A 23913-nucleotide genomic window follows, 5' to 3' on the forward strand; every position below is an offset into this window, starting at 1 on the left:
CAAATCCTGTCTAAAAGTATTCCTCTATTGTACAAACACCTAATTATCAGAAAATAACAATCAAACCTTTTGAATATGATTTTGGATCCTATACTATTTTACCTATTGGGGAATTCATTGTTTAGCTGTATATTTGTAAAAAAAGTAAAATTAGATTATGAAGTTTTTTCCACATATCGCATACATTATTTTACTCTGTCTTTTACCCGGTACCGGACGGAGCAACAATGCCAGCTATTATTTCAAACAAATAGCAATCGAGCAGGGATTATCACAATCGAGCATCAACTCCATTTTATGCGACCATAAAGGAATACTATGGATAGGAACAAAGTCTGGATTAAACTGCTACGACCAGCATGAACTGAAAAGTTTCTTCAACGAAAAAGACAATAAATATTCACTTCCCGGCAACTATATACAATTTGTTGCAGAAGATTCGCTCAATAATCTTTGGGTTTCCACCAATAAGGGATTGGTTAAATATAATCCCGACTACAACAATTTCGACCCGATTATAAAAGAAAAGATATTTTCTTATCTCTGTATACCCGGAGGAATTCTTTTCGGAGGAGAAAAAACACTTTATCGTTTTGATTATCAGAACAAAAATATTGAACGTACTCATCTCAATACAGAAAATCACTTACGGGAAGCCGGAGAATATTCCATCCTCAGCATATTAAACATAGAAGGGGATAAGGTATTGCTGAACACAAAAAAGCATGGGCTTCTCACCTATAATTATACGACAAACGAGATTTATAAAGACGACTCGTTGCCGTTTACCAATACAGTATCCGCCATTTTTATCAACGCCGAAGGATATATTTACCTATCCCCTTACAGGCAGGGACTTTTCTGCTACGACCCGAAAGGGAAACTGATAGCCCACTACAAAAGCGAAAACTCCAAACTCAGTAATAATATCATTCTCAGCATCCTGGAGAAAGACGGGGATATATGGATAGGAACCGACGGCGGAGGTATCAATATATATCATCCCAGCACAAAAGATTTTACCGTCTTACAACATATTCCGGGAGATGCAAATTCGCTTCCCGTCAATTCCATTACTGTCCTTTATATGGATAATGAAAAGAATCTCTGGGCCGGTAGTGTGAGAGGCGGCATATTCGGAATCAAGGAAACTTATATCAGGACGTATAAAGACGTTGCCTTAAACAACACCAACGGATTAAGTGAAAAAGCCATCACCAGCCTGTACGAAGACAATGACAGTCTTTTATGGATAGGGACAGACGGCGGAGGAATCAATGTATACAACCCATTTACCGATACATTCAAACAATTTACTTCCACCTACGGCGATAAGGTGACTTCCATTACCGGCTTATCCGACACGGAGCTTCTGGTCTCGTTATTCAATCAGGGAATAGTTGTTTTCAACAAAAAAACGGGGAAATACACCCCATTTACCATTGTCAACAACCAGATCAATACAGAAGAATGTTATTACGGCTTTATGCCCCTGGCGCATAAAGTCAGCAACGACAAAATATATATTCTGTCGCTCAGTGCACGTATCTACTATCCTGAGACAAAGACCTTCTCTACCATAAAAACAAAAGAAACCGATTTCTCCCTGGAAGCGCTGAACCTGACCTATGCGGACGATTCACTTATTTTTATGATAAAAGAGAATTATGTCTTACAGACATTACAGAAGAACGACAGCCTGTCCCTTCTATTCACCACTGAACCAAGCGAAACTATCCATACCCTTTGTTATGATAAAAAAGGGACCGTCTGGATAGGAAGCGACCAGGGACTCAGCTATTACAATCTGAATGAGAAAGTATTGCACCGGATCAATACCCGGCTTTTCAATAACGTGTCTTATCTTTTCCTCGACGATAAAGGGCGTCTCTGGATAGGTGCACAGAATATGCTCTTTTCGTATGTTATCGATGAAGGGAGATTTATTATCTGGAGCGAATCCGATGGATTTTCGCCGAATGAAATCCTGTTTATGTATCAGGAACAGTCCAAAACAAATAACATTTACCTGGCAGGAACCGACGGACTGGTAAAAATAGATAAGAATATCTCATACAATAATGACCTCCAACCGGAAATAAATTTATCCGATATTCTATTCAACGGAAGCACTTATCTGAAAGAGTTCGATGCAACCCAACGGTCAATTACGGTTCCCTGGAATTACACATCTCTATCGGTCGTGTTCAATATAAACCAGAAAGATATATTCAGAAAAACAATGTTCCGCTACAAAATAGAAGGGGCAAACGAACAATACATCGAATCTTATAACAACAAATTAAATCTGCCGGTACTACTCCCGGGAAGTTATTCGATTATTGCATCCTACAATACGAAAAGCGGGATATGGAGCCAGCCCAAAAAGATACTCACACTCCATATCACCCCGCCCTGGTATAAAAGCAATCTTTTTATTGTCAGCGCAATCCTGTTAATCATAGGAATCATTACTGCTACGGTATATACTATCCTGAAGAAAAAAGAAAACCGACTGAAATGGGAGATGAAAGAACATGAGCAGGCCATGAACGAAGAAAAGATACAGTTCCTGGTCAATATAAGCCATGAACTCAGGACTCCCCTTACACTCATTTACGCTCCGTTGAAAAGACTTATCGACACCAGCCATGAAAATCTGAATCCCGAAGTTATTCACGGCCAGTTAAATACTATTTACAAACAGTCGAGAAAAATGAAAAACCTGATTAACATGGTTCTCGACCTAAACCGCATCAAAACGGAGCAGAAGTCTTTACAAAAACAGCCTCACCCGTTAAATAAATGGATAGTCTCCGTCTCCGAAGATTTCAAAACTGAATTAGAGGAAAAGAGTATCCAGCTGATATATCAGCTGGATACTCAGATTGAGTCAATCTGGTTCGACGAATGGAAATGCCAGACTATTTTTTCCAATATTCTGATGAATGCCCTTAAATTCTGCGAACCGGAAACACAAATAACAGTATCGACCCAACTGATGGGTAACTATGTCAGAGTCGCCGTCGCAGACCAGGGTATCGGCTTACAGAATGTCGACCCCCGGAAGCTCTTCAACCGTTTTTATCAGGGCAAACACAATAAAAGCGGTAGCGGAATCGGTCTGTCTTATGCCAAAGTATTGATTGAAATGCACGGAGGACACATAGGTGCATATAATAATCCGGATAAAGGCGCAACCTTCTATTATGAGTTACCCATATCGCCCGAAAATACAACGTCCGGACAACAGGAAACACAGGAAACAGAAAACAAAGAAAATTTATCTATACCGTTAGACTTGTCCGCGACCGGAATTTCTTGTGCAGGATATTCTTTACTCATCGTAGAAGATAAAGATGAACTTCGGCTTTTCCTGAAAGATTCGTTCAAAGATATATTCAAGCAGGTTTATACCGCAGAAAATGGTCTTGCCGCCCTGGAAATAACGAAAGCTAAACAACCGGATATCATCGTCAGCGACGTCATGATGCCCCAAATGGACGGCTATGAACTCTGTAAGAATATAAAGAACGATATTGAAATCAGCCATATCCCCATCATTCTGCTGACAGCCAAATGCGACCAGGAAAGTACCGAACAAGGGTATAAGCTCGGTGCAGATTTTTATATCCCGAAACCGTTTGAGTTAGACTTCCTGCTGACTATCATTCTTAACTTGCTAAAAAGCCGGGAAGCCATCAAACAAAAATATAAAGAATCCTCTACCCTGCTCCTGCCACAGGAGGCCACAATCAGCAATGCAGACGAACATTTCATGTCGAAGATGAATGAACTGATAGATAATAACCTGGCCAACCCGGACCTCGATGTAAGCTATCTGATGAAAAAGATGACTATGAGCCGTGCTTCCTTATATAATAAGGTAAAGGTTCTTACCGGTATGGGCGTTAACGATTACATCAATAAAATCCGGATAGAGAAAGCCTCTTTGATGCTTATACAAACGGATTTGACCATATCGGAAATATCTTATGAAGTAGGTTTCACTTATCAACGGTATTTCAGTACCATATTTAAACAAGTCAAAGGAATGACTCCAACCCAATTTAAAGAAAAAAACAGAAGGAAAGAGAGTTGACAGGGGAAAAGAAAATACGCCGCCGCTTCACAGCAACAGCGTATCCACTTAAACCGGTCAAACAATTCCAAAAAGGAATATATTTTACTTATTTTACTTCTTCGAGTACGGAATAAGATTGCAATACATTATTATTATTGTATTGTTCCGTGCGGACTACCCCGATATTGGGAGCATACCATTCATATCCGTAACCTCGATTGTTTCTTTCGGGGAACGTGATTTGATTTTAAATTTTACCTTCGTGCAATCGAACGTTCCTGCCGGAGTGGTAATCTCTTCGGTTTTCACATATTCGCGGTCGTAAATCGAAATGTTCTTCCTGTCTTTACGATTCTTCTTTGAATAAATGTTGATGACTGCATCGTCGAAATAGACATCATCCGAAGATGCTCCTTGCGCTACGCTCGGATAATTGATTACGGCATCGGTAGCCGCCACTGCGGTATTCGTTGTAGTAACAAAAGATGGATTGGACAGCACCTCTTTCATATCCATAAAGAATTCGCCATCCTGGCAAAAAGCCTCCAGTTCGCCTTTGTCGATAACTGTTCCGCCATTATTGACGAACACGTAGCCGGCTTCGACTTCCAGGCCGGATTGTTTACTTTCCACCTCATCCACTACATAAGTCATTACACCTGACAGGTTTCCTTTGCCGTCATAACTCTTTTTCACCAGTTTAGTACCTTTTGTCGTAGGGAAAAAGAATGTACAATCTTGTGCCATAGCCCCGCCTGCCAACATAGCGGCCAAAGCTAACAGTAAAACTTTAGATTTCATATTTCAAAACGTTTAAGTATTAATAATAAGCCGGATATCCAATGCGTAGTTAAAACAGGGGAAGTCAGCGAATGTTTATGGCTTTTCTTTTAAAAATAGCAAAAGAATGCCTATTTCGCCCTTATTTATAAGGAAAGGGGCATCGAAGGGTACAACCATAAAAGTTAATTCCTAACTTTGGCGGTCTAAACAGTAATGTCTTATGGTACAAAGATTCGATTTCTTAGTGATAGGTTCCGGTATTGCAGGAATGAGTTTCGCACTTAAAGTTGCCAGCAAGGGAAAAGTAGCCCTGGTATGCAAAACTAATCTGGAAGAAGCTAACACATATTTCGCTCAGGGAGGCATCGCCTCGGTAACGAACCTGATTGTTGATAATTTCGACAAACATATTGAAGATACAATGATAGCCGGCGACTGGCTCAGCTACCGCGATGCCGTGGAAAAGGTCGTGCGCAACGCCCCTCAGCAAATCAAAGAGCTAATCAGCTGGGGTGTAGACTTCGACAAGGACGAGAAAGGCAACTTCGACCTGCATCGTGAAGGGGGACATTCCGAATTCCGCATCCTGCACCATAAAGACAATACAGGTGCCGAAATACAGGATAGCCTGATTCAGGCCATCCAAAAACACCCCAACATCACCGTATTTGAGAATCATTTCGCAATCGAAATACTGACGCAACACCATCTGGGTGTCACTGTCACCCGCCAGACACCGGATATAGAATGCTACGGCGCCTATATCATGGACCCGGACGGACGAATCGACACCTTCCTTTCCAAGGTAACGCTGATTGCAACCGGCGGTGTAGGTGCCGTTTACCAGACAACGACCAATCCGTTGGTAGCCACAGGCGACGGCATAGCGATGGTTTACCGTGCAAAAGGGACCGTTAAGGACATGGAGTTTGTACAGTTCCATCCAACGGCCTTGTACCATCCGGGCGACCGCCCTTCCTTCCTGATTACGGAAGCGATGCGTGGTTACGGCGGCGTTTTGCGTACGCTGGACGGAAAAGAGTTCATGCAGAAATATGATAAACGTCTTTCACTGGCTCCCCGCGATATTGTGGCACGCGCCATCAAAAACGAAATGGATACCCGTGGAGATGACCATGTATATCTGGACGTTACACACAAAGACCCGGAAGAGACAAAGAAACATTTCCCGAATATTTATGAGAAATGCCTGAGCCTGGGCATCGACATTACCAAGGATTATATCCCGGTAGCTCCTGCCGCCCATTATCTATGCGGAGGTATCAAGGTAGATTTGGATGCACGTTCTTCTATCGACCGTCTCTATGCGGTAGGCGAATGTTCCTGCACCGGTTTACATGGTGGCAACCGTTTGGCATCCAACTCACTAATCGAAGCCGTTGTCTATGCCGATGCAGCAGCCAAACACAGTTTAGGAATCATTGATTCATTGAAGTATCAGGAAAACATCCCGGAATGGAACGACGAGGGCACGACCTCTCTGGAAGAAATGGTCCTTATCACCCAAAGTGTGAAAGAAGTGGGACAAATCATGAGTACATACGTCGGCATCGTCCGCTCCGACCTGCGCCTGAAACGTGCCTGGGACCGTCTGGATATCATTTATGAAGAAACGGAGAGCCTGTTCAAACGCTCGGTAGCTTCGAAAGATATCTGCGAACTGCGTAATATGATTAATGTAGGTTATTTAATCATGCGCCAGGCCATCGAACGAAAAGAGAGCCGCGGATTGCATTATACGTTGGATTATCCGCCGGTAAAGAAGGAACAGTAAAACAAAAAAGAGCATCTCTGATTCACGGGATGCTCTTTTTGTTTAAAATATTTCATTTTCCTACTAGGGATTTCTGAACTTGTGTTGTCTTTTCTATACAAGACAAAAATAATACACACTAGTAAGCCTATATGGATAAAGAGATATTACAAAGATACGTAGAAGGAAATGTCAACCCGGAAGAAATCATTGCCGTAGTCGACTGGTTAGATGCAGATGAAAATAACGTCCGGGAATTTATGGCATTACATAAACTAAATGATATCTCTCTACTGAATCAAGCGGATAATCGGGCCGATAACCAAAAGAAGAAAAGGACTGTCTCTTTCCGGAAAATAGGCTATGAATTGGCCAAAATAGCCGCTATACTGATCATATTCTGGGGAGGCACGAAATTATTCGAAACAAACACTACCGAAGAAAGTATTATTACCTATCAGACACTATATGTACCTGCCGGACAACGTGCCGAGTTAATTTTACCGGATAGTACACGAGTATGGCTCAATGCACATAGTAAGCTTATATATCCTGTCAGTTTTGGAAAAGGAAACCGTCAGGTAGAATTAAACGGGGAAGCCTATTTTGACGTTGTTCATAATGAAAAACAACCTTTTATTGTAAAAACTCGTCAAATGGACATACAGGTCTTAGGCACAGAATTCAATGTAACTTCCTATTCTTCTGATTTTGAAGTATCATTATTAAGAGGATGTATAGAATTATCTTCGCCCAACCTCTCATCCACCTATCGGATGAAAGAGAAAGAACACATCAAATTAAAAAACAACAAACTGATTATAAACAATATTACCGATTATGATTATTTCAGATGGAAAGAGGGACTCATCTGTTTCAACAATGAATCGGTTGCAACAATTATTGAGAAACTCAAACTATACTACGACATTAATATAGAGACTCACAATAAGAAATTTTTAAACAGTCGGTATTCCGGTAAGTTCAGAACAAAAGATGGTATCGAGCAAGTATTAAAAGTCTTGCAGATAGAACATAAATTCAGTTATACCAAAAATAACGATTTAAATCTAATAACTATAAAATAGAATGCCTATGAGATAAAAAATGGAATGTAAAAATTAACCGGATCATGCTCCAACATAACCCGGTTATCACAGTCAGTACTCTGACACAACAGCAAATTGATTTTAGTACTAACTTTCTAGATTTTTCAAAGTTATGAAAAAAAAACCTATAGGGAAGAAGTATGCCCTATTATTATCAAATTTTAAACACATATTCAGACTTATGAAGTTAACCTTTTTATTATTTCTGTTATGTATTTCAAGTGTTTGGGCAAATAATGCCAATTCTCAGACGACTAAAGTAAATATCCAAGCCGAAAATATGCACATGAAGGATATTATCAGTCAGATCGAGTCACAAACGGATTATCTATTTGTTTACAATTATGAAAATGTAGATCTGTCACAAAAAGTATCATTAAAGGCTTCAGATATCTCCGTAGCAGAAGTTCTGAAAATTCTTTTTAAGAACTCGGATGTAGTATATGCTGTAGAAGGTAACAATATCCTGTTAATGAAAAATACAACGGAAAAAAAGCAACAAAGTGGCAAAAGAATATCCGGTAAGGTAACCGATTCAAACGGTGAAGCCATCATTGGAGCAAATGTTATAGAAGTAGGAACTGTAAACGGCACCATGACAGATATAAATGGTAATTATACCTTAACGGTTTCTCCTTCTTCAATGTTACAAATATCCTATATCGGATATCTTACACAAGAAATCCGGGTACAGAATAAAACATCATTGGATGTTATCATGAAAGAAGACTTGCAAGCATTGGATGAAGTTGTAGTCGTAGGATACGGAACTCAAAAAAAGGAAGTGGTTACAGGTGCTATCACTTCTTTAAAATCTAAAGATATTTCACTCAGCCCAACAGCCAATATGGCCTCCGGATTAGCAGGACGTCTTTCGGGTGTTATTATTAACACCGAAATGGTGAACCAGGGGCAGACGAGTCAACCATACGTATCAGAGGTCAGAATTCCTTGGTATCCAACGATCCGCTTTATGTAATCGACGGTGTTGTTCGTTCTGAAGAAGGAGGTATATTCAGTCGGTTTGATCCGGAAGATATTGAATCAATCACTGTATTGAAGGATGCTTCAGCCGCAATATATGGTTCTCGTGCAGCAAATGGAGTTATATTGATTACCACCAAACGTGGTAAAGTAGGAAAACCGACCATTTCAGTCTCTTATAATCATTCATTTACACAGCCTACCCGGACTGTAAAAATGGCAAACTCAGCTTCATATGCAAGAGCTCAGAACCTGGCAAATGAAGTCAGAGGACTCAGCGCTCGATGGACAGAAGATGAGATACAGAAATTCGCCGACGGATCAGATCCACAACATTATCCTAATACCAACTGGTATGACGTAGTACAAAAGAACTGGTCTGGTCAGGACAAAGCAAATATACAACTTACAGGAGGTATGGATAACTTAACTTATCTTGTATCCGCAGGGTTCCTGGATCAAGGTTCTCCTTACAGAGAAAGCTCTATGAAGAACCGCATGTACAATGTCCGGTCAAACATAGATGCAAAAATAAACGACTATATAAAACTTACTTTTGACTTGTTTGGTAAAAACACAGACCGGACTTTACCGTATAATGGGCAAGCCAGTGGTAACGGGATGTACAGTTGGGTCGGTTTGAGTGCACCAACAGCTCATGCATACTGGCCTGGAACAGATTATCCGACAAATCAGGGATGGGGTAATTATAATCCCTTGGTTATCTCTACAGGAGATGCCGGTAGTACTGCTTCAAAAACATGGGTATTTAACGGACAATCCACCATCGACATCTCGATACCCTGGGTGAAAGGTCTGTCGTTAAAAGGCAGTATAGCATATGACTATTTTGGTCAGAACTACAAACAATTCGAAGATGTATATTATGTATATAGCTATGATGAAAGTAGCAATACTTATGAAAAATTAATGGGTCATACAACTGCTCCTCAGCTATTTATTGAGGAAAAGCGGACTGAGTATATAAACGGAAATGTACGTGTCAATTATTTGAACACATTTGCTGACGTACATACGGTGGATGCCTTTGTCGGTTTCGAACAGAATCAAACCAAAAGTACTGCATTGGACGGCAAACGTACTAATTTCCCTACAAGTGCATTGGGAGAATTGAATGCCGGAGATGCCAATACACAGACAAATCACAGTAGTTCAGCAAAAACAGCCAGAAGAAACTACTTCGGACGAGTATTATATGACTATGATCATAAATACATGCTACAATTCCAGTTCAGATACGATGGTTCCCATAACTTCCCTTCAGGAAATCGTTTTGGATTCTTCCCCGGAGTTTCAGGAGGCTGGACAATATCCAAAGAAAACTTCATGAAGGATATTACCTGGTTAAGCAATTTGAAAGCACGTGGTTCATGGGGAAAAATGGGTAATGATTATCTCAAAGACTCATTCCAATATCTAACGATGTATACGTTGGCAGACGGCTCAGTTTTTAACGGAACACAGTACTCAGGCATATCTCAGGCAAATGTACCCAATCCTAATATTACCTGGGAAAAAGCCGAAACGTATGATATCGGATTGGAAACTGGATTCTTGAATAACCGTTTGACTTTTGAATTCGATTGGTTCAAAACAAACAGAAAGGATATCCTGACAAAACGTAATGCATCAATCCCTACATTCACAGGCTTGAGTTTACCTGACGAAAACATCGGAGAAACCGAAAATAAAGGAGTTGAAATGATGCTTGGTTTCAGGGATGACCCTACCAAAGATTTTTCTTATTCAATATCCGGCAACCTGACTTACGCCCGGAATAAAGTAATATTTAAAGATGAAACGCCCATGGCGGAAATATACCAGAAAGAAGAAGGAAAACCTATCGGTGCAGCATTAAGATACGAAGCGATCGGAATATATAACGAAGCAGACATTGCAGACCCGAATGTACCCAAAAGACCGGGAACAGTAGCCGGAGATATCAAAATCAGAGACGTCAACGGAGACGGTGAAATCAATTCACTGGACCAGGTACGCCAGGATCTGACTAATATACCTGATATCACTTATGGTATCAACATCAATCTAAGTTGGAAACAATTCGATCTGACGTTAGGCTTCCAAGGACAAGCACGTGCAGTCTTTTACCTTCGTGAAGACTGGGTTAACCCCGCAACTTCAAACGGTGGTGCTAATATATTGCAATGGTGGACAGAAGATACTATGACCCCTGATAATCCGAATGGTACAAAACCACGGTTAGGTACAGCATATGGTATAGGTGGAACAACTTTCACTCAGATCAGTGCTAATTTCTTCAAACTCAAAAATGCAGAGATAGGATACAGAATTCCTAAAGAGATCATATCTAAAGTGGGTTTGTCAAGAGCCCGGGTATATGTGAGCGGGACAAACCTATTCTCTATTGACCATACCAGCAAATTCGGTATAGATCCGGAAGTTGCCAACGGAGGATGGGACCTGAATCCGATGCGATTGATAAATCTGGGTGTAAACGTTTCATTTTAAAAATACACATGATGAAAAAGATAATATATTTAGTAAGCATAACATGGATCATGTTATTATCTTCCTGTAGTGATGTGCTTGACATAACACCAACCGACAGATATCCTGATCCTTTAGTCTGGCAGGACGAAAACCTGCTAAAAATGTTTGTAAATGAACAATATAGTGGTATTTGTACGAAGGATAATTATTATGAGATAATGTTTTTCGGAGATGATAATTTCAGTAAATACAATAACGGTAGTTGTAATCTTGTCCGGGAAAACATATTGACAGCCGACAATGTTGGCTCTCTAAGCAACATATTATATGTATGGGATAATTCGTATAAATTCATACACAATATCAATGTATTCTTTAAAAACATAGAGGAATCATCGGTTAATGAGTCTGTAAAAAAAGAGCTTATTGCAGAGATGAAATTCATACGTGCTTATATTTATGCCAAATTGATCTGGTCATATGGAGGTGTTCCCATTATAGAGGAGGCTTATGATATCAATAGCGACTGGTCGCAAGTAAAAAGAAGCTCATGGGATGAATGTGTTACTTATATAGTAAAAAATCTGGATGAGGCAATAACCGACCTCCCAGATAAACCTTCAGTAAGAAACAGGGCTAGTGGAAATGCTGCTCGCGCGCTTAAATCACGAGTATTACTCTATGATGCAAGTATATTGAATAATCCGTCCAACGATAAACAGAAATGGCAAAAAGCAGCCGAAGCTGCTGCTGCTCTTTTCGACAAAGGATATACACTGGCAACAGATTATCAGAAAATGTTTCTGGATGTAAACTGTAGCGAATTTATCTTCACAAAAGAATTCAATGAGACCTACTACAGCCGATTAACCTTTTTTCTTGGCACCGCAGGAGATAACGGACGTGCATGGGTAGCTCCCTCCCTGAATATAGTAGATGCTTACGAAACAATAGATGGTGAAATTCCGGTTACCGATAGTGAATTGGGAACAGTCAACCCTAAATCAATGTACGACCCATCCGACCCTTATGCAAACAGAGACCCTCGTTTCTATGCATCGATCTATTATAACGGTTCCGATTTTGTGAATCGCAAAATAGAAACTTATATAGGAGGTTATGATGCCACAAATCAGGATGCCACCATGACAGGTTACTATATAAGGAAGTTTATAGAAGAGGATAAAGGCATTTCAGAAACAAGACATTATACGGGACCTTTTCCGCTATTCCGGTTGTCAGAAATGTATCTCAATTATGCAGAAGCCCAATATCATTTGGGAAATGAAGATCTTGCACGTAAATACATAAATAAAATAAGAGATCGTGAAGGAGTTAAAATGCCTCCTGTAACAGCCTCCGGAGAGGAATTACTGAATAAAATATACCATGAACGTATGATTGAATTGGCTTTCGAAGGACATCGTTATTTTGATGTACGTCGCTGGAAGATAGCAGAAAAAACAGAGACTACACATATAATGGGCCATGAGATTATAAAGAATAATGATGGAACATTTACTTATAATCGATATAAATTGACTCAGGATTCTCGGAAGAATGAATGGAAAGATGCATTTTACCGCCTGCCTATAGCTTTCTCTGAAATCCAGAAAAGTAACAATAGCCTGGAGCAGAACCCGGGATATGAGATAAATTAGTTCTGTTTCGACTCTGAAATAGACTTAATCTAAGGACTGTAAAACACCAATACAGTCCTTAGAACTTTATAAGTGTATTGAACATGTGAAATATACAAATCTCTACACCTATATCAGGAAGACTAATGTAATATTATAAAAACAGTTTATCAAAATAGAATGATGAGTAAAAAAATAATATCTGTAATTATTGCGATCCTACTCTTTGCCGGTTTATTATCAGGTCCCATTCATGCTGCAGAGAGATCTAATACAGCAATCGATCATTTTCTGAATCCACCTAAAGAATATCGTCCGTGGGTATTTATGTGGTGGTATGATAATGTAGATAAACCTGCTATAACAGAACATTTGGAAGAATTAAGTAAAAAGGGAATAGGTGGAGTTGTCGTGTTCTATCATGGGGGAATGCCGGATGTTCCTTTTTTAAGTGAATCCTGGCTTGAGTTATATCGCCATACCGTACAGGAATGCGCCCGTCTGGGTCTGGAATGTGGGGCTAATGTAAGTAGCGGATGGCCTTCCGGTGGTCCCTGGGTCAATCAGGAAAACGGGGCAAAACGAGTAGCATGCAGCGAAACGATTCTTGAAGGGCAATCCCAATTTTCCGGGAAATTAAATATGCCATCCGGAGTTAGCGGACTATATAAGGATGATGTTGTTCTAGCTTATCCTGTCCATGATCCTGTATCATTTAAACCCTCTATTTCAGTTAGTAGTAATGCCAAAGATATCAACAATATGCTGGATGGCGATTACAACACCGTTTGGAATCCGAAAAATGAGACGGAAGAATCATGGATTCTATTTGATTATAAACATCCCCAAAAAGTCGATTTTGTATATCTTGAACGGGAGGGAACAACAATACTTGAGTTTTCGGAAGACGGAAAAACATATCAACCAGTCGACACGCTTCATTCAGTCGGCATTGTTTATCAAAACGTTTATCAGTCCGTACCCGAATGCACTGCTCGTTTTTTCCGGCTTATCCTGAAGAAAGGGACAAACGAATCTGTTCGTATGGTATCTCTTGGAACCAAAGAGGACGTTCACCAGGTTGCTTTAATGAATGCCAAACGCGGCCTGATGAATCCATTGACTCCCATCGGCACATCAAAACTACAGGTGGAACAGGCTTTCCCTCTCGAGCCATTACGGGCTTCTTCTGAAAAGTTGCCACTCCGTACAAAGGATGCGATTGACTTGACCAATAAAATATCACCGGATGGAAATTTAAACTGGAAAGTCCCGGAAGGAAAATGGAAAGTCATCAGGGTTGGAACCGCTTTTGTTAAGATTCCGGTCGGTGGCGGTTTACTGCCTGATTATTTATCAGTAGAGTCTACATCCTTTGATTTTGATCATAGTAGTGGAATACTAATCAGTGAAGCTGAAAAACATGAGGGAATAACTTTTAAATATCTGCATGAAGATAATGTAGAAATTCATGGTATCTATTCATGGACAAAAAAAATGCTGGAAGAGTTCCGTAATCGCCGGGGTTATGATCCAAAACCCTATCTTGCAGCTATGGCCGGCGAAATAATTGAAAATACAGATATCACAGAACGTTTTTTGAATGACGTACGCCGGACGATTGCAGATTGTGTTGCAGATGGACATTATAAAGTATGGGCAGACCGCGCACATGAAAAAGGTGTTATGGTACGTGCGGAAGCCGGCGGACAACATCTTCCCCGACTGATGATGAATGACGGTTTGAAGAATCTGGGAAGATTGGATGTTCCGGTCGGAGAATTCTGGTATAGCGGCCATTGGAGTGAAAACCAATGGATACAGGCAGTACATCACAGCGGATCACTCCCGGAAGAATGGTACGAGGGACGCCAGAATGTCAATACCAAACAAGCAGCCAGTGCTTCTCATTTATACGGGAAAAAGAGAACGGCTTCGGAAGCATTTACCAGTTTTACCCATTGGGTAAGTTCTCCTGCCACTTTGTTACCACGGGCCAATGTCGCTTTTTGTGAAGGTATCAACGATATAACATTTCATGGTTCTGCAACATCCGGCCCTGCAAATGGAACTCCGGGAACTGTATTTGCTGCCGGAATTCATTTCAATAACCGGATTACATGGTGGAATCAGGCAAAATCATTTACGGACTATCTGGCACGCTGCCAATACATGCTTCGACGCGGACATTTCGTTGCAGATGTACTTTATTATGAAGGAGATCTTGTTCCCTGTTTCGTATCCCCGAAGAATATAGATCCTGACCGTGGCTTTGGATACGACTATGATGTGTGCAATACAGAAATCATAATGACCCGTTTATCCGTCCGGGATGGTCGGATTTACCTGCCTGACGGAATGAATTATCAGGTACTTGTTCTTCCTGAATCCGGGATTGTTCCAGTTGAAGTTGCTCATAAGATTCTCGAATTAGTTCAGGAAGGAGCAACAGTTATAGGTCCGCGATTCGTTAAAACCCCAGGATTAAAAGATTTCCCCCAAAGTGAAAAAATACTTCGTGAAATTACCCAAAAACTATGGGGCGAAACGGATGAACCAGTTGATCGCATTGTAGGCAAAGGACGTGTTATCAGTGGATTCAAAATTGCAGACGTATTAAAGAAAAATGCTATTGAAAGAGATTTCTCATACATGAATGAGAATGAAATAGCCAGCTATGGAATAGCACCCGTAAAAATAGATTTTATCCATCGCAGAGAAGGAGAAACTGATATATATTTTGTTATTAACCGAAGGAATACAACTGAAAATATAAATGCCAGGTTTCGTATGACAGGAAAAGTACCGGAATTTTGGAACCCGGTTGATGGTTCAACAAGTTCGGCAAAAGCCTTTTCAATCACTGATTCGATAACAACCGTACCTATGCAGCTAGCACCTTACCAAGGTCTTTTTGTTGTTTTCCGTAAACCTACTTCTGATACCCGGCAGGATGGAGTTAACTACACGGAGCATACGGTAGTCAAAACACTTGATACTTTATGGAGCCTGCATTTCGATCCTAAATCCGGAGGCCCTGGCGAGCCCGTAATTTACAATTCATTACAGGATCTGACAACAAACAATATACCCGAAATCAAATATTATTCCGGTACAGTGGTTTATCGTAAAGAATTTGATCTTGATATATTATCCGAAGAAAATCTTTTCCTTGATTTAGGAACAGTTCACGACCTGGCAACTGTCCGTTTAAATGGGAATGACCTGGGTACTGTATGGTGCGCTCCATGGAGACTTGAAATTTCTCAATATTGCAAACCGAAAGGAAATATTCTTGAAATAGCAGTAACCAATACTTGGTGGAACCGGTTGGTCTATGACGCTTCACAGCCTGAAGAAAAAAGGATTACCAAAACGAATATTGGTTTTTCGCCAGCATACAAGCTGATGCCTTCAGGGCTTATAGGACCTGTCACGATTAAAAGATAGGATATCTCCGATTATGAGGATATTTGTCCGCATTTTAATCTTTTTTTGAGAACAACATCGTTTAAATTCTTCTAAATTTACAAACTCAATTCTTTATATCATGAAACATACGGATTCGCTCATTCTATTGTCCTGCTTCATAACAGGGCTTTTTGCAAATATTTTATTTGCAAATGCACAGGTGCCGGTCGTGCCGTCTGATAAAGAACTATATAGTCCTTTTGAGAATGCGGACGCAGATAAATTTAAATCACCGCCCAAAGTCTTCTACCCCGAAACCTGGTTCCACTACATCGGGGGTAACGTATCCATCAAAGGTATTACTGCTGACTTAGAAGCAATTGCGGATGCCGGATTCTCCGGGATACATCTGTTTCACGGACAGTTCGGCGGCCCCTGGCCGGGGGTCGATCCGCAAATAGCCTGCCTTAGTCCGCTATGGGATGGAATGGTGAAACATACGGCAGAAGAATGCCGGCGTTTAGGGTTACGGTTCACAATGCAGAATTGCCCGGGATGGGCAATGGCGGGCGGTCCCTGGATAAAACCGTCTAATGCCATGCGCCATCTGGCCTGGAGCCGCACGGACATAGAGGGGAACTCGGATGAGATAATGCAAAAGTTACCTCTCCCCCAGCCCAGTGAAGAAGATTGGAGGGATTATGAAGACTTAATGGTAATAGCATTCCCAACGCCCGTGGATGATGACGGAAAGCCATTGATACCAGTCTCGTTCAAAAGCAATAAAGAGGCGGCATGGGAACATTTATGGCAGGAAAAAAGTGAAAACCCGGTACAGCTCACCGCAACTACTGCCGAGAACCCGTACTGGATCGAAGTCGAATTCCCGGAAAACGAGATTATCCGTACACTGGAACTTCCTTCCAGTAACGAAATGAACCACCCGTGGTGCTTTGAGCCTGATATGCGTGTGAAGCTGGAGGCCTGTCTACCTGACGGAACAACCTGGGAAGTTCTGAATACAAACCTTCCCCAGAGCAATACACAAGATAATTACCCTATCTCTTTAGCCTGTGCAGAGACAAAAGGGGCAAAGAAATATCGTATCACCCTCATTAACCGACACAATATCACCCTTAAATCGTTACGTTTATTCACTGCTGCCCGCAAAAACAGTTGGGAGTCACAGGCCGCATGGGTATCAAGAAGCATCGAACGGACAGGCGATCTGAAACAGCATGACCCGGAAACCTACCTGAATGCGAAACAAATCAAGGATATAACCACCTTTATGGATGCACAAGGCAATCTGAAATGGAAAGCACCGAAAGGGAAATGGACTGTTTTACGCATCGGCCATGTGAATACCGGACGACGTAATTCTCCAGCACCACCGGAAGGTACAGGATGGGAATGCAACAAACTCTCCGTAGAAGGTTCCAGTGCACAGTTCGCCGGATATATCGGACGGCTCTCGGGAGAAAACGGTCCTTTAGCCGGAGGGTTGCTCAACGGCTTGTTAATGGATAGCTGGGAGTGTTACACACAGACCTGGACAGCCGGACTCGACAAAGAGTTTGAACAAATCACAGGTTATCCGCTGAAAAAATGGATTCCGGCACTCTTCGGCTATATAGTGGAAGATCAAGAAACCACTTTTCGCTTTTTATGCGATTGGCGCAGGGTACTCAATACTCTTTTTGTCAATAACTTTTATGGGAATATAGCCAGGCTGGCCAAAGAGAATAATCTCTCCCTGACATACGAGACCAGTGCCGGCGACGGTTTCCCCACGGATATCCTGGAATATTACAAATTTGCCGATGTCCCTATGTGCGAGTTCTGGCAACCGATGACGGAGAATTTCGTAGGTTCAATCAATTTCAAACCGATCAAACCGGCGGCCTCCGCAACCCGCATATATGGGAAACCCCGCGTTGCGGCAGAAGCATTCACTTCCTTTAGCCATACCTGGGACGAACATTGGCAAATGCTGAAAGAAGTAGCCAATGTCAATTCTACGGAAGGAGTTACCCACCTGGTATTCCATACATATACACATAATCCGCAAGTAGGTTTTCCCCCTCCCGGAACTTCTTTCTCCGGAGCAGGCATCGGTACACCGTTCTTACGCGGACAGACCTGGTGGAAATACATGCCTGAGTTTACGACTTATTTAGCCCGATGCAACTATCTGTTGGAAAGAGGGAAACCAGTCTCCGATGTGCTTTGGTATCTGGGAGACGAGACCGATCATAAACCAGACCAGAAAGCACCGTTCCCGGAAGGATTCAAATATGACTATTGCAATCCGGATGTACTGTTGAACCGGCTTTCCGTAAACAACGGTGACCTGGTGACTCCGGAAGGTTTACGTTACCGTCTCCTCTGGCTACCGGAGGTACCGCGCATGCGCCCGGAGACAGTCGAAAAATTATATGAACTCATTTATGAAGGAGCGACTGTCGTCGGAGAAGTGCCATCCGGACTTGCCACACTTTCAGGAGGAAAAGATGCACAGAAAAGATTCGACAGGACCATAAAGAAAATATGGGGAAATGCGTCGGAAACAGGTATCCGGCAGATAGGAAAAGGCCGTATCATTTCCGGTATAACTTTGGCTGATGCTTTGGAACAACTGGATATCGCCCCGGATGTAAAAGGTTCAGGTCCCCTGTGGCTGCACAGAAAGACAGAGAATGCCGACTGGTATTTTGTTACAGTACCGAAAGACAAAAGTTTTCAGGGAGAGTTGGATTTCCGAAATAGCGGACATGCCGAGATATGGGACCCTCTGACAGGAGATGTTCTTCCTGCCATATATGAAAAAAAGGGAGACCGGACATCTGTAAAGATCAGTTTACCCCAGGCCGGATCTTATTTTGTCGTATTCCGCAAAGACAACCCCGAAATACCTGCAAAAAGTGCTGTGGAAAAGCAAGTCATAGCAACGATTCCTCTCAGCCAGCCATGGGAACTCAAATTCCCGGACGGCTGGGGAGCACCTGCATCTCTTCAGATATTTGAACTGAAACCGTGGAAAGATCTGGATACTTCAACAGAAGCGAAAGCATTTTCCGGAACAGTCGAATATTCTTCGACCTTCAATATAGATAATACATCCGGCAACCGGTTTATTCTTGATCTGGGAAAAGTGGATATGATTGCAGAAATAATCATCAACGGCGAACCTGTCCGGACAGTCTGGACCACACCTTACAAAGCCGATGTAACAAAAGCCGTTCGTCCCGGAAAAAACACACTTCAGGTAAAAGTAACCAGCACCTGGCTCAACCGTCTTGTCTATGACGCAGGACAGCCGGAAAGTAACCGGAAGACATGGGTGTTAAGATGGCCGGATAAGAATGAACCCTTGAGAGAAAGCGGCCTTATGGGACCGGTAACCCTTTCAATTGAAAAATAAACAAACAATGAGTCATGAAACATAAAGTCATTCTATCCTTATTAATTGCAGCAGCATTGAATAGCCTTCCCTTTTCAGGGAAGGCCGATAATCCGGATTATCCCAATAACCGCTATCCGCTTATAAGAAAACCTTATATAGAACTACCGTTAGGCAGTATCAAACCTAAAGGCTGGCTCCTTGAAATGCTGGAACGGCAGAAAAAAGGGGCATCCAGCCAGATGGACATCCTGTATCCGGAAGTAATGGGGGCACGTAACGGATGGCTGGGAGGCGACGGCGACCAATGGGAAAGAGGTCCTTACTGGATAGACGGATTGTTGCCCCTGGCTTATATCCTCGATGATAAAGAACTGAAACAAAAGGTACAACCCTGGATAGAATGGGCTTTGAAGAGCCAGCGTGAGGACGGTTTCTTCGGACCGGCCAAAGACTATGCGCCAGAACCCGGACTTCAACGGGACAACTCTGCCGACTGGTGGCCCCGAATGGTTCTGTTGAAGATCATGCAGCAATATTATTCGGCAACCGGAGATAAGCGGGTGACAGACTTTATGACCCGGTATTTCCGCTACCAGCTGAAAACCCTTCCGTCCACCCCGCTGGGAAACTGGACTTTCTGGGCTGAATACCGTGCCTGCGACAATCTCCAGGCCGTATACTGGCTTTACAACATAACCGGAGATGCCTTCCTACTCGATTTAGGTCATTTATTACATAAACAGAGCTATGACTTCGTCGACATGTTCCTCAACCGGGATGACCTGACCCGCTTCAACACCATCCATTGTGTCAATCTGGCCCAAGGTATCAAAGAGCCGGTTATTTACTATCAACAAGATCCTGACAAAAAATACCTGGATGCCGTAAAGAAAGGATTTGCCGATATCCGGCAATACAACGGCCAACCGCAGGGGATGTATGGCGGAGACGAAGGATTACACGGTAATAATCCTACGCAAGGTTCCGAACTGTGTTCTGCCGTCGAATTAATGTATTCACTGGAAAAGATTATGGAAATAACAGGGGACCTGGCTTTTACAGATCATCTGGAACGGATCGCCTTCAATGCCCTCCCGACCCAGGTCACTGATGACTTTATAAACAAACAATATTTCCAGCAAGCCAACCAGGTCATGATAACCCGCCACGCCCACAATTTCTATGAAGATGCCAATCATGCAGAAACAGATATTATATACGGGACACGGACCGGATATCCATGCTGTTTCTCCAATATGCACCAGGGATGGCCCAAGTTCACCCAAAGCCTTTGGTATGCAACCCCGGATAACGGTATTGCCGCATTGGCCTACTCGCCTTCTGAAGTAACAGCAAAAGTGGGTAACGGATGTAAAATTAAAATTACGGAAGAAACCTGTTACCCGATGGACGATAAAATCCAACTGACAGTCCGGCTACTTAACAAAACGAAAGAAATAGCATTTCCGCTCCATTTGCGTATTCCCGGATGGTGCAAGGAAGCAACCGTGACAGTCAACGGCGTCCCGGAATCAACGGCCAAAGGAAACAGCGTGGCTATCATACGGCGGACATGGAAAAGTGGAGACCAGGTTCTTTTACATTTGCCCATGGAGGTTTCAACAAGCAAATGGTATGAGAACTCTGTTGCCGTTGAACGCGGACCATTGGTATATGCCCTGAAAATGGATGAGAAATGGGAAAAGAAAGAATTTAAGGGAGATGAAGTTACCCAGTTCGGAAAGTCTTATTATGAAGTGACTTCACCAACCAAATGGAATTATGGCATAGTTGCTTTCGATCCTGATAATATGCAGGAGAATTTCCAGGTAACGATCGACAAGAGCAAGCAGGCCGGCAATTATTTCTGGAATGTAGAGAATGCCCCCATCTGGATCAAAGTAAAAGCGAAAGAAATAACTTCCTGGCAATTGTACAACGAAATGGCCGGTCCGTTACCTTTCTCTACAGGGAGAAGCAAACAGCCTGTAGAAGAGATCACACTCATCCTTTCGGATGTACGACTCTCAGGATTTCTGAATTTCCGCTGGTAAGATAGTAGCGGAATAGTTGAGTTAGCAGATTGTTTTATCGGATGTATACTATCAGATAACAACAATCTGTTATCTTAGAAACAAGAGATAGAAAACAGGCAGATAATCTTTCAAAGCGACCCTCAAAACCTTTAACGATCTGGTTATATGATATTCGACCCCTTTTGGGCTTATAGACAATTCTTCCGATATTTCCTTGACCGTACGGCATTCGTAACGGCTCATTTCAAAAACGCGGCGGGTCTGTTCGGGCAAAGCCTGTAAGGTATCATTGACGATACGGGTTATTTCTGACGAGAATATTTCTTCCAGGTCACAAGCTTGTAAAGTCGAGATGCGATAATACAGGTCACGGTCCATTTTAGAAGAGATGGATTCAGAGACAGCCTGTTTCACGTCCTGATGCTTCAAATAGTTCAGGGAACCGTTTTTCAACATCTGGACAAGCAGTGCCAGTGGATATTCAACTTTCTCCTTTTTACTGGTCTCCCACAAATTAATCAAAGATTCAGATACAATATCCTCTGCCGCCATGTCATCTCTGACATATGACTTCACAAACAAAAACGAACGTTTGTAGTAGTTTGTATATATATCGCTGAAACTTATATTACTCATCTCCTGTAGAATATAAAGAAGGCTCACTCCATTTATCTCAATACCATACAAAAATAAGATTTATTCCATAATAGTCAACACCCATTGGCAATAATTCTTTTTTAATATTCCTATTGCTTATCACAACTGCATTCCTTTCATATCACAGTTGGATTCCGTTTGTTTCACAGATGGATTTCTTTTGTTTCACAGCTGTGATATGCAAAGAGAATGTAATGGCAAGGGAAACGATACGCCGGGTTAACGGCAGTCTCTCCCTTGTAACCGGCTCTATCCCAAGGGTAACGGAGACTATAAAGCATTATAACGGGAAGGCGATACACCAAACTGATTCGTGAAGTGCTTGCGGAATGTATTTATATCGTTATAACCGACCATTTCAGCCACCTCCTGAACAGAATATTTCTTCTGCATGATCAGGGAAGCAGCCTTGCTGATACGGATACTGCGGATCACTTCGATAATCGACAGGTTACTCAACTGCTTCATCTTACGGTATAAGGTAGGCTGGCTAAGATTCAACAGGCCTGCCAGACTTTTGGCACTGAAGTCCGGGTTCGTCAGGTTGGCTTCGACGATACTGATCACCTGCTGCATGAAAAGCCCGGCTTGCTCTTCTTCCTCCGGCTTCTCTACCGTATGTTTCAGCATCAGGGTTTTCGTATAGATGCGTTTCAACTGCTCACGCATGCGGATCAGGTTCTCTGCCTTGGCTTTGAGCACTTCGGGGTTGAAAGGCTTCATGATATAGTCGTCCACACCGATCCGGGTACTTTTCAGCAAATCCTCCTCCTCAGCTTTGGCTGTCAGCATGATGATCGGGATATGGGCCGTCTGCAACTCCTGCCTGATCTCCTGGCAACAGGTAAAACCGTCTTTGACCGGCATCATTATATCCGAAATGATCAGGTCAGGGATCTCTTCACGGGCGGTCCGCACGCCCTCTTCACCGTCCCGGGCTTCCAGAACACGGTATTTCTTCTCGAATAGAGTATGGATATAATGTCTTATCTCATCGTTATCTTCAATGACCAGCAATTTCTTGCCTGATTCGGGGGATGTCTCTTCACGAACCTTTTCCGGGGCAATGAATGCTTCCTCCTTCTGTTCATCACGGGTATCCTCAACCAGTTGATATACATCTTCTTTAAAATGCTCGCGCCCCAACGGAAGATAAAGGATAAACTCGGAGCCTTTGCCGGGAACACTGTTCAGCAATACTTTCCCATGATGGAGGTCCATCGTGTTTTTAACGATACGCAGGCCGATACCCACCTTGGTAGAAAATGAGGGATCATTTTCGCCCGTTATAAAGGATTCAAAGATGCGTCCCTGCAAATTTTCAGCGATGCCGGGCCCATTGTCTGCAACGGATAATAAACAGAACATTTTCCCGTCTACCTCCTTCTCCTCGATCGTAACCCTTATCTTTCCGCCCTTCGGGGTATATTTGAGCGCATTCGAAAGGAGGTTCTTCAAGGCTGATTCTATTTTTGAGATATCAATCCAGAGATAAAGAGATTGAATGCCAAAGTTCAAGATGTACTCATGCAAAAT

9 protein-coding genes and 3 pseudogenes are annotated in these 23913 nt (G+C 42.3%); 9 read left to right on the top strand and 3 right to left on the bottom strand.

The window, feature by feature from the left end; genetic code table 11:
• Nucleotides 1–157 precede the first annotated feature (157 nt).
• Nucleotides 158–4102: a two-component regulator propeller domain-containing protein gene (locus DXA15_RS05495; protein WP_128133372.1), complete on the top strand. Its 3945-nt coding sequence runs from the start codon at nt 158–160 to the stop codon at nt 4100–4102.
• 88 nt (nt 4103–4190) lie between these two features.
• Here DXA15_RS05495 and DXA15_RS05500 read toward each other — a convergent pair.
• Nucleotides 4191–4885: pseudogene (locus DXA15_RS05500) on the bottom strand (hypothetical protein).
• Between the two features lie 202 nt (nt 4886–5087).
• Here DXA15_RS05500 and nadB point away from each other — a divergent pair.
• From nadB to DXA15_RS05535, 8 genes and pseudogenes are all read left to right on the top strand, one after another.
• Nucleotides 5088–6662, top strand: a complete 1575-nt coding sequence (gene nadB, locus DXA15_RS05505) for an L-aspartate oxidase (RefSeq protein WP_128133373.1) — start codon at nt 5088–5090, stop codon at nt 6660–6662.
• Nucleotides 6663–6793: 131 nt separating this feature from the next.
• A complete protein-coding gene (locus tag DXA15_RS05510; RefSeq protein ID WP_128133374.1) occupies nt 6794–7729 on the top strand; it encodes a FecR family protein in 936 nt (311 codons plus the stop codon).
• Nucleotides 7730–7862: 133 nt separating this feature from the next.
• A complete protein-coding gene (locus tag DXA15_RS26050) occupies nt 7863–8729 on the top strand; it encodes a SusC/RagA family TonB-linked outer membrane protein (protein ID WP_233566886.1) in 867 nt (288 codons plus the stop codon).
• The gene (locus DXA15_RS05515; RefSeq protein WP_233566888.1) at nt 8702–11245 is read left to right on the top strand and encodes a TonB-dependent receptor; all 2544 of its coding nucleotides are present in this window, start codon (nt 8702–8704) and stop codon (nt 11243–11245) included. Before DXA15_RS26050 ends, DXA15_RS05515 begins: the two co-directional genes overlap by 28 nt.
• An 11-nt stretch (nt 11246–11256) precedes the next feature.
• The gene (locus DXA15_RS05520; RefSeq protein WP_233566890.1) at nt 11257–12888 is read left to right on the top strand and encodes a RagB/SusD family nutrient uptake outer membrane protein; all 1632 of its coding nucleotides are present in this window, start codon (nt 11257–11259) and stop codon (nt 12886–12888) included.
• A gap of 162 nt (nt 12889–13050) precedes the next feature.
• On the top strand, nt 13051–16317 hold the full coding sequence (locus DXA15_RS05525; RefSeq protein ID WP_233566892.1) for a glycosyl hydrolase: 3267 nt from the start codon (nt 13051–13053) through the stop codon (nt 16315–16317).
• 100 nt (nt 16318–16417) lie between these two features.
• Nucleotides 16418–19702 carry a glycosyl hydrolase gene (locus tag DXA15_RS05530; protein ID WP_233566899.1) on the top strand — a complete coding sequence of 1095 codons (3285 nt, stop codon included), beginning with the start codon at nt 16418–16420 and terminating at the stop codon, nt 19700–19702.
• 14 nt (nt 19703–19716) lie between these two features.
• Nucleotides 19717–21743: pseudogene (locus DXA15_RS05535) on the top strand (beta-L-arabinofuranosidase domain-containing protein).
• Between the two features lie 64 nt (nt 21744–21807).
• Here DXA15_RS05535 and DXA15_RS05540 read toward each other — a convergent pair.
• Both DXA15_RS05540 and DXA15_RS05545 read right to left on the bottom strand, forming a co-directional pair.
• On the bottom strand, nt 21808–22356 hold the full coding sequence (locus tag DXA15_RS05540; protein WP_009860425.1) for an RNA polymerase sigma-70 factor: 549 nt from the start codon (nt 22354–22356) through the stop codon (nt 21808–21810).
• Between the two features lie 291 nt (nt 22357–22647).
• Nucleotides 22648–23895 (bottom strand): annotated as a pseudogene (locus DXA15_RS05545) (response regulator); the annotation flags it as partial.
• Nucleotides 23896–23913 lie beyond the last annotated feature (18 nt).

The organism is Parabacteroides sp. AM58-2XD (assembly GCF_003463685.1).
Classification (GTDB): domain Bacteria; phylum Bacteroidota; class Bacteroidia; order Bacteroidales; family Tannerellaceae; genus Parabacteroides; species Parabacteroides segnis.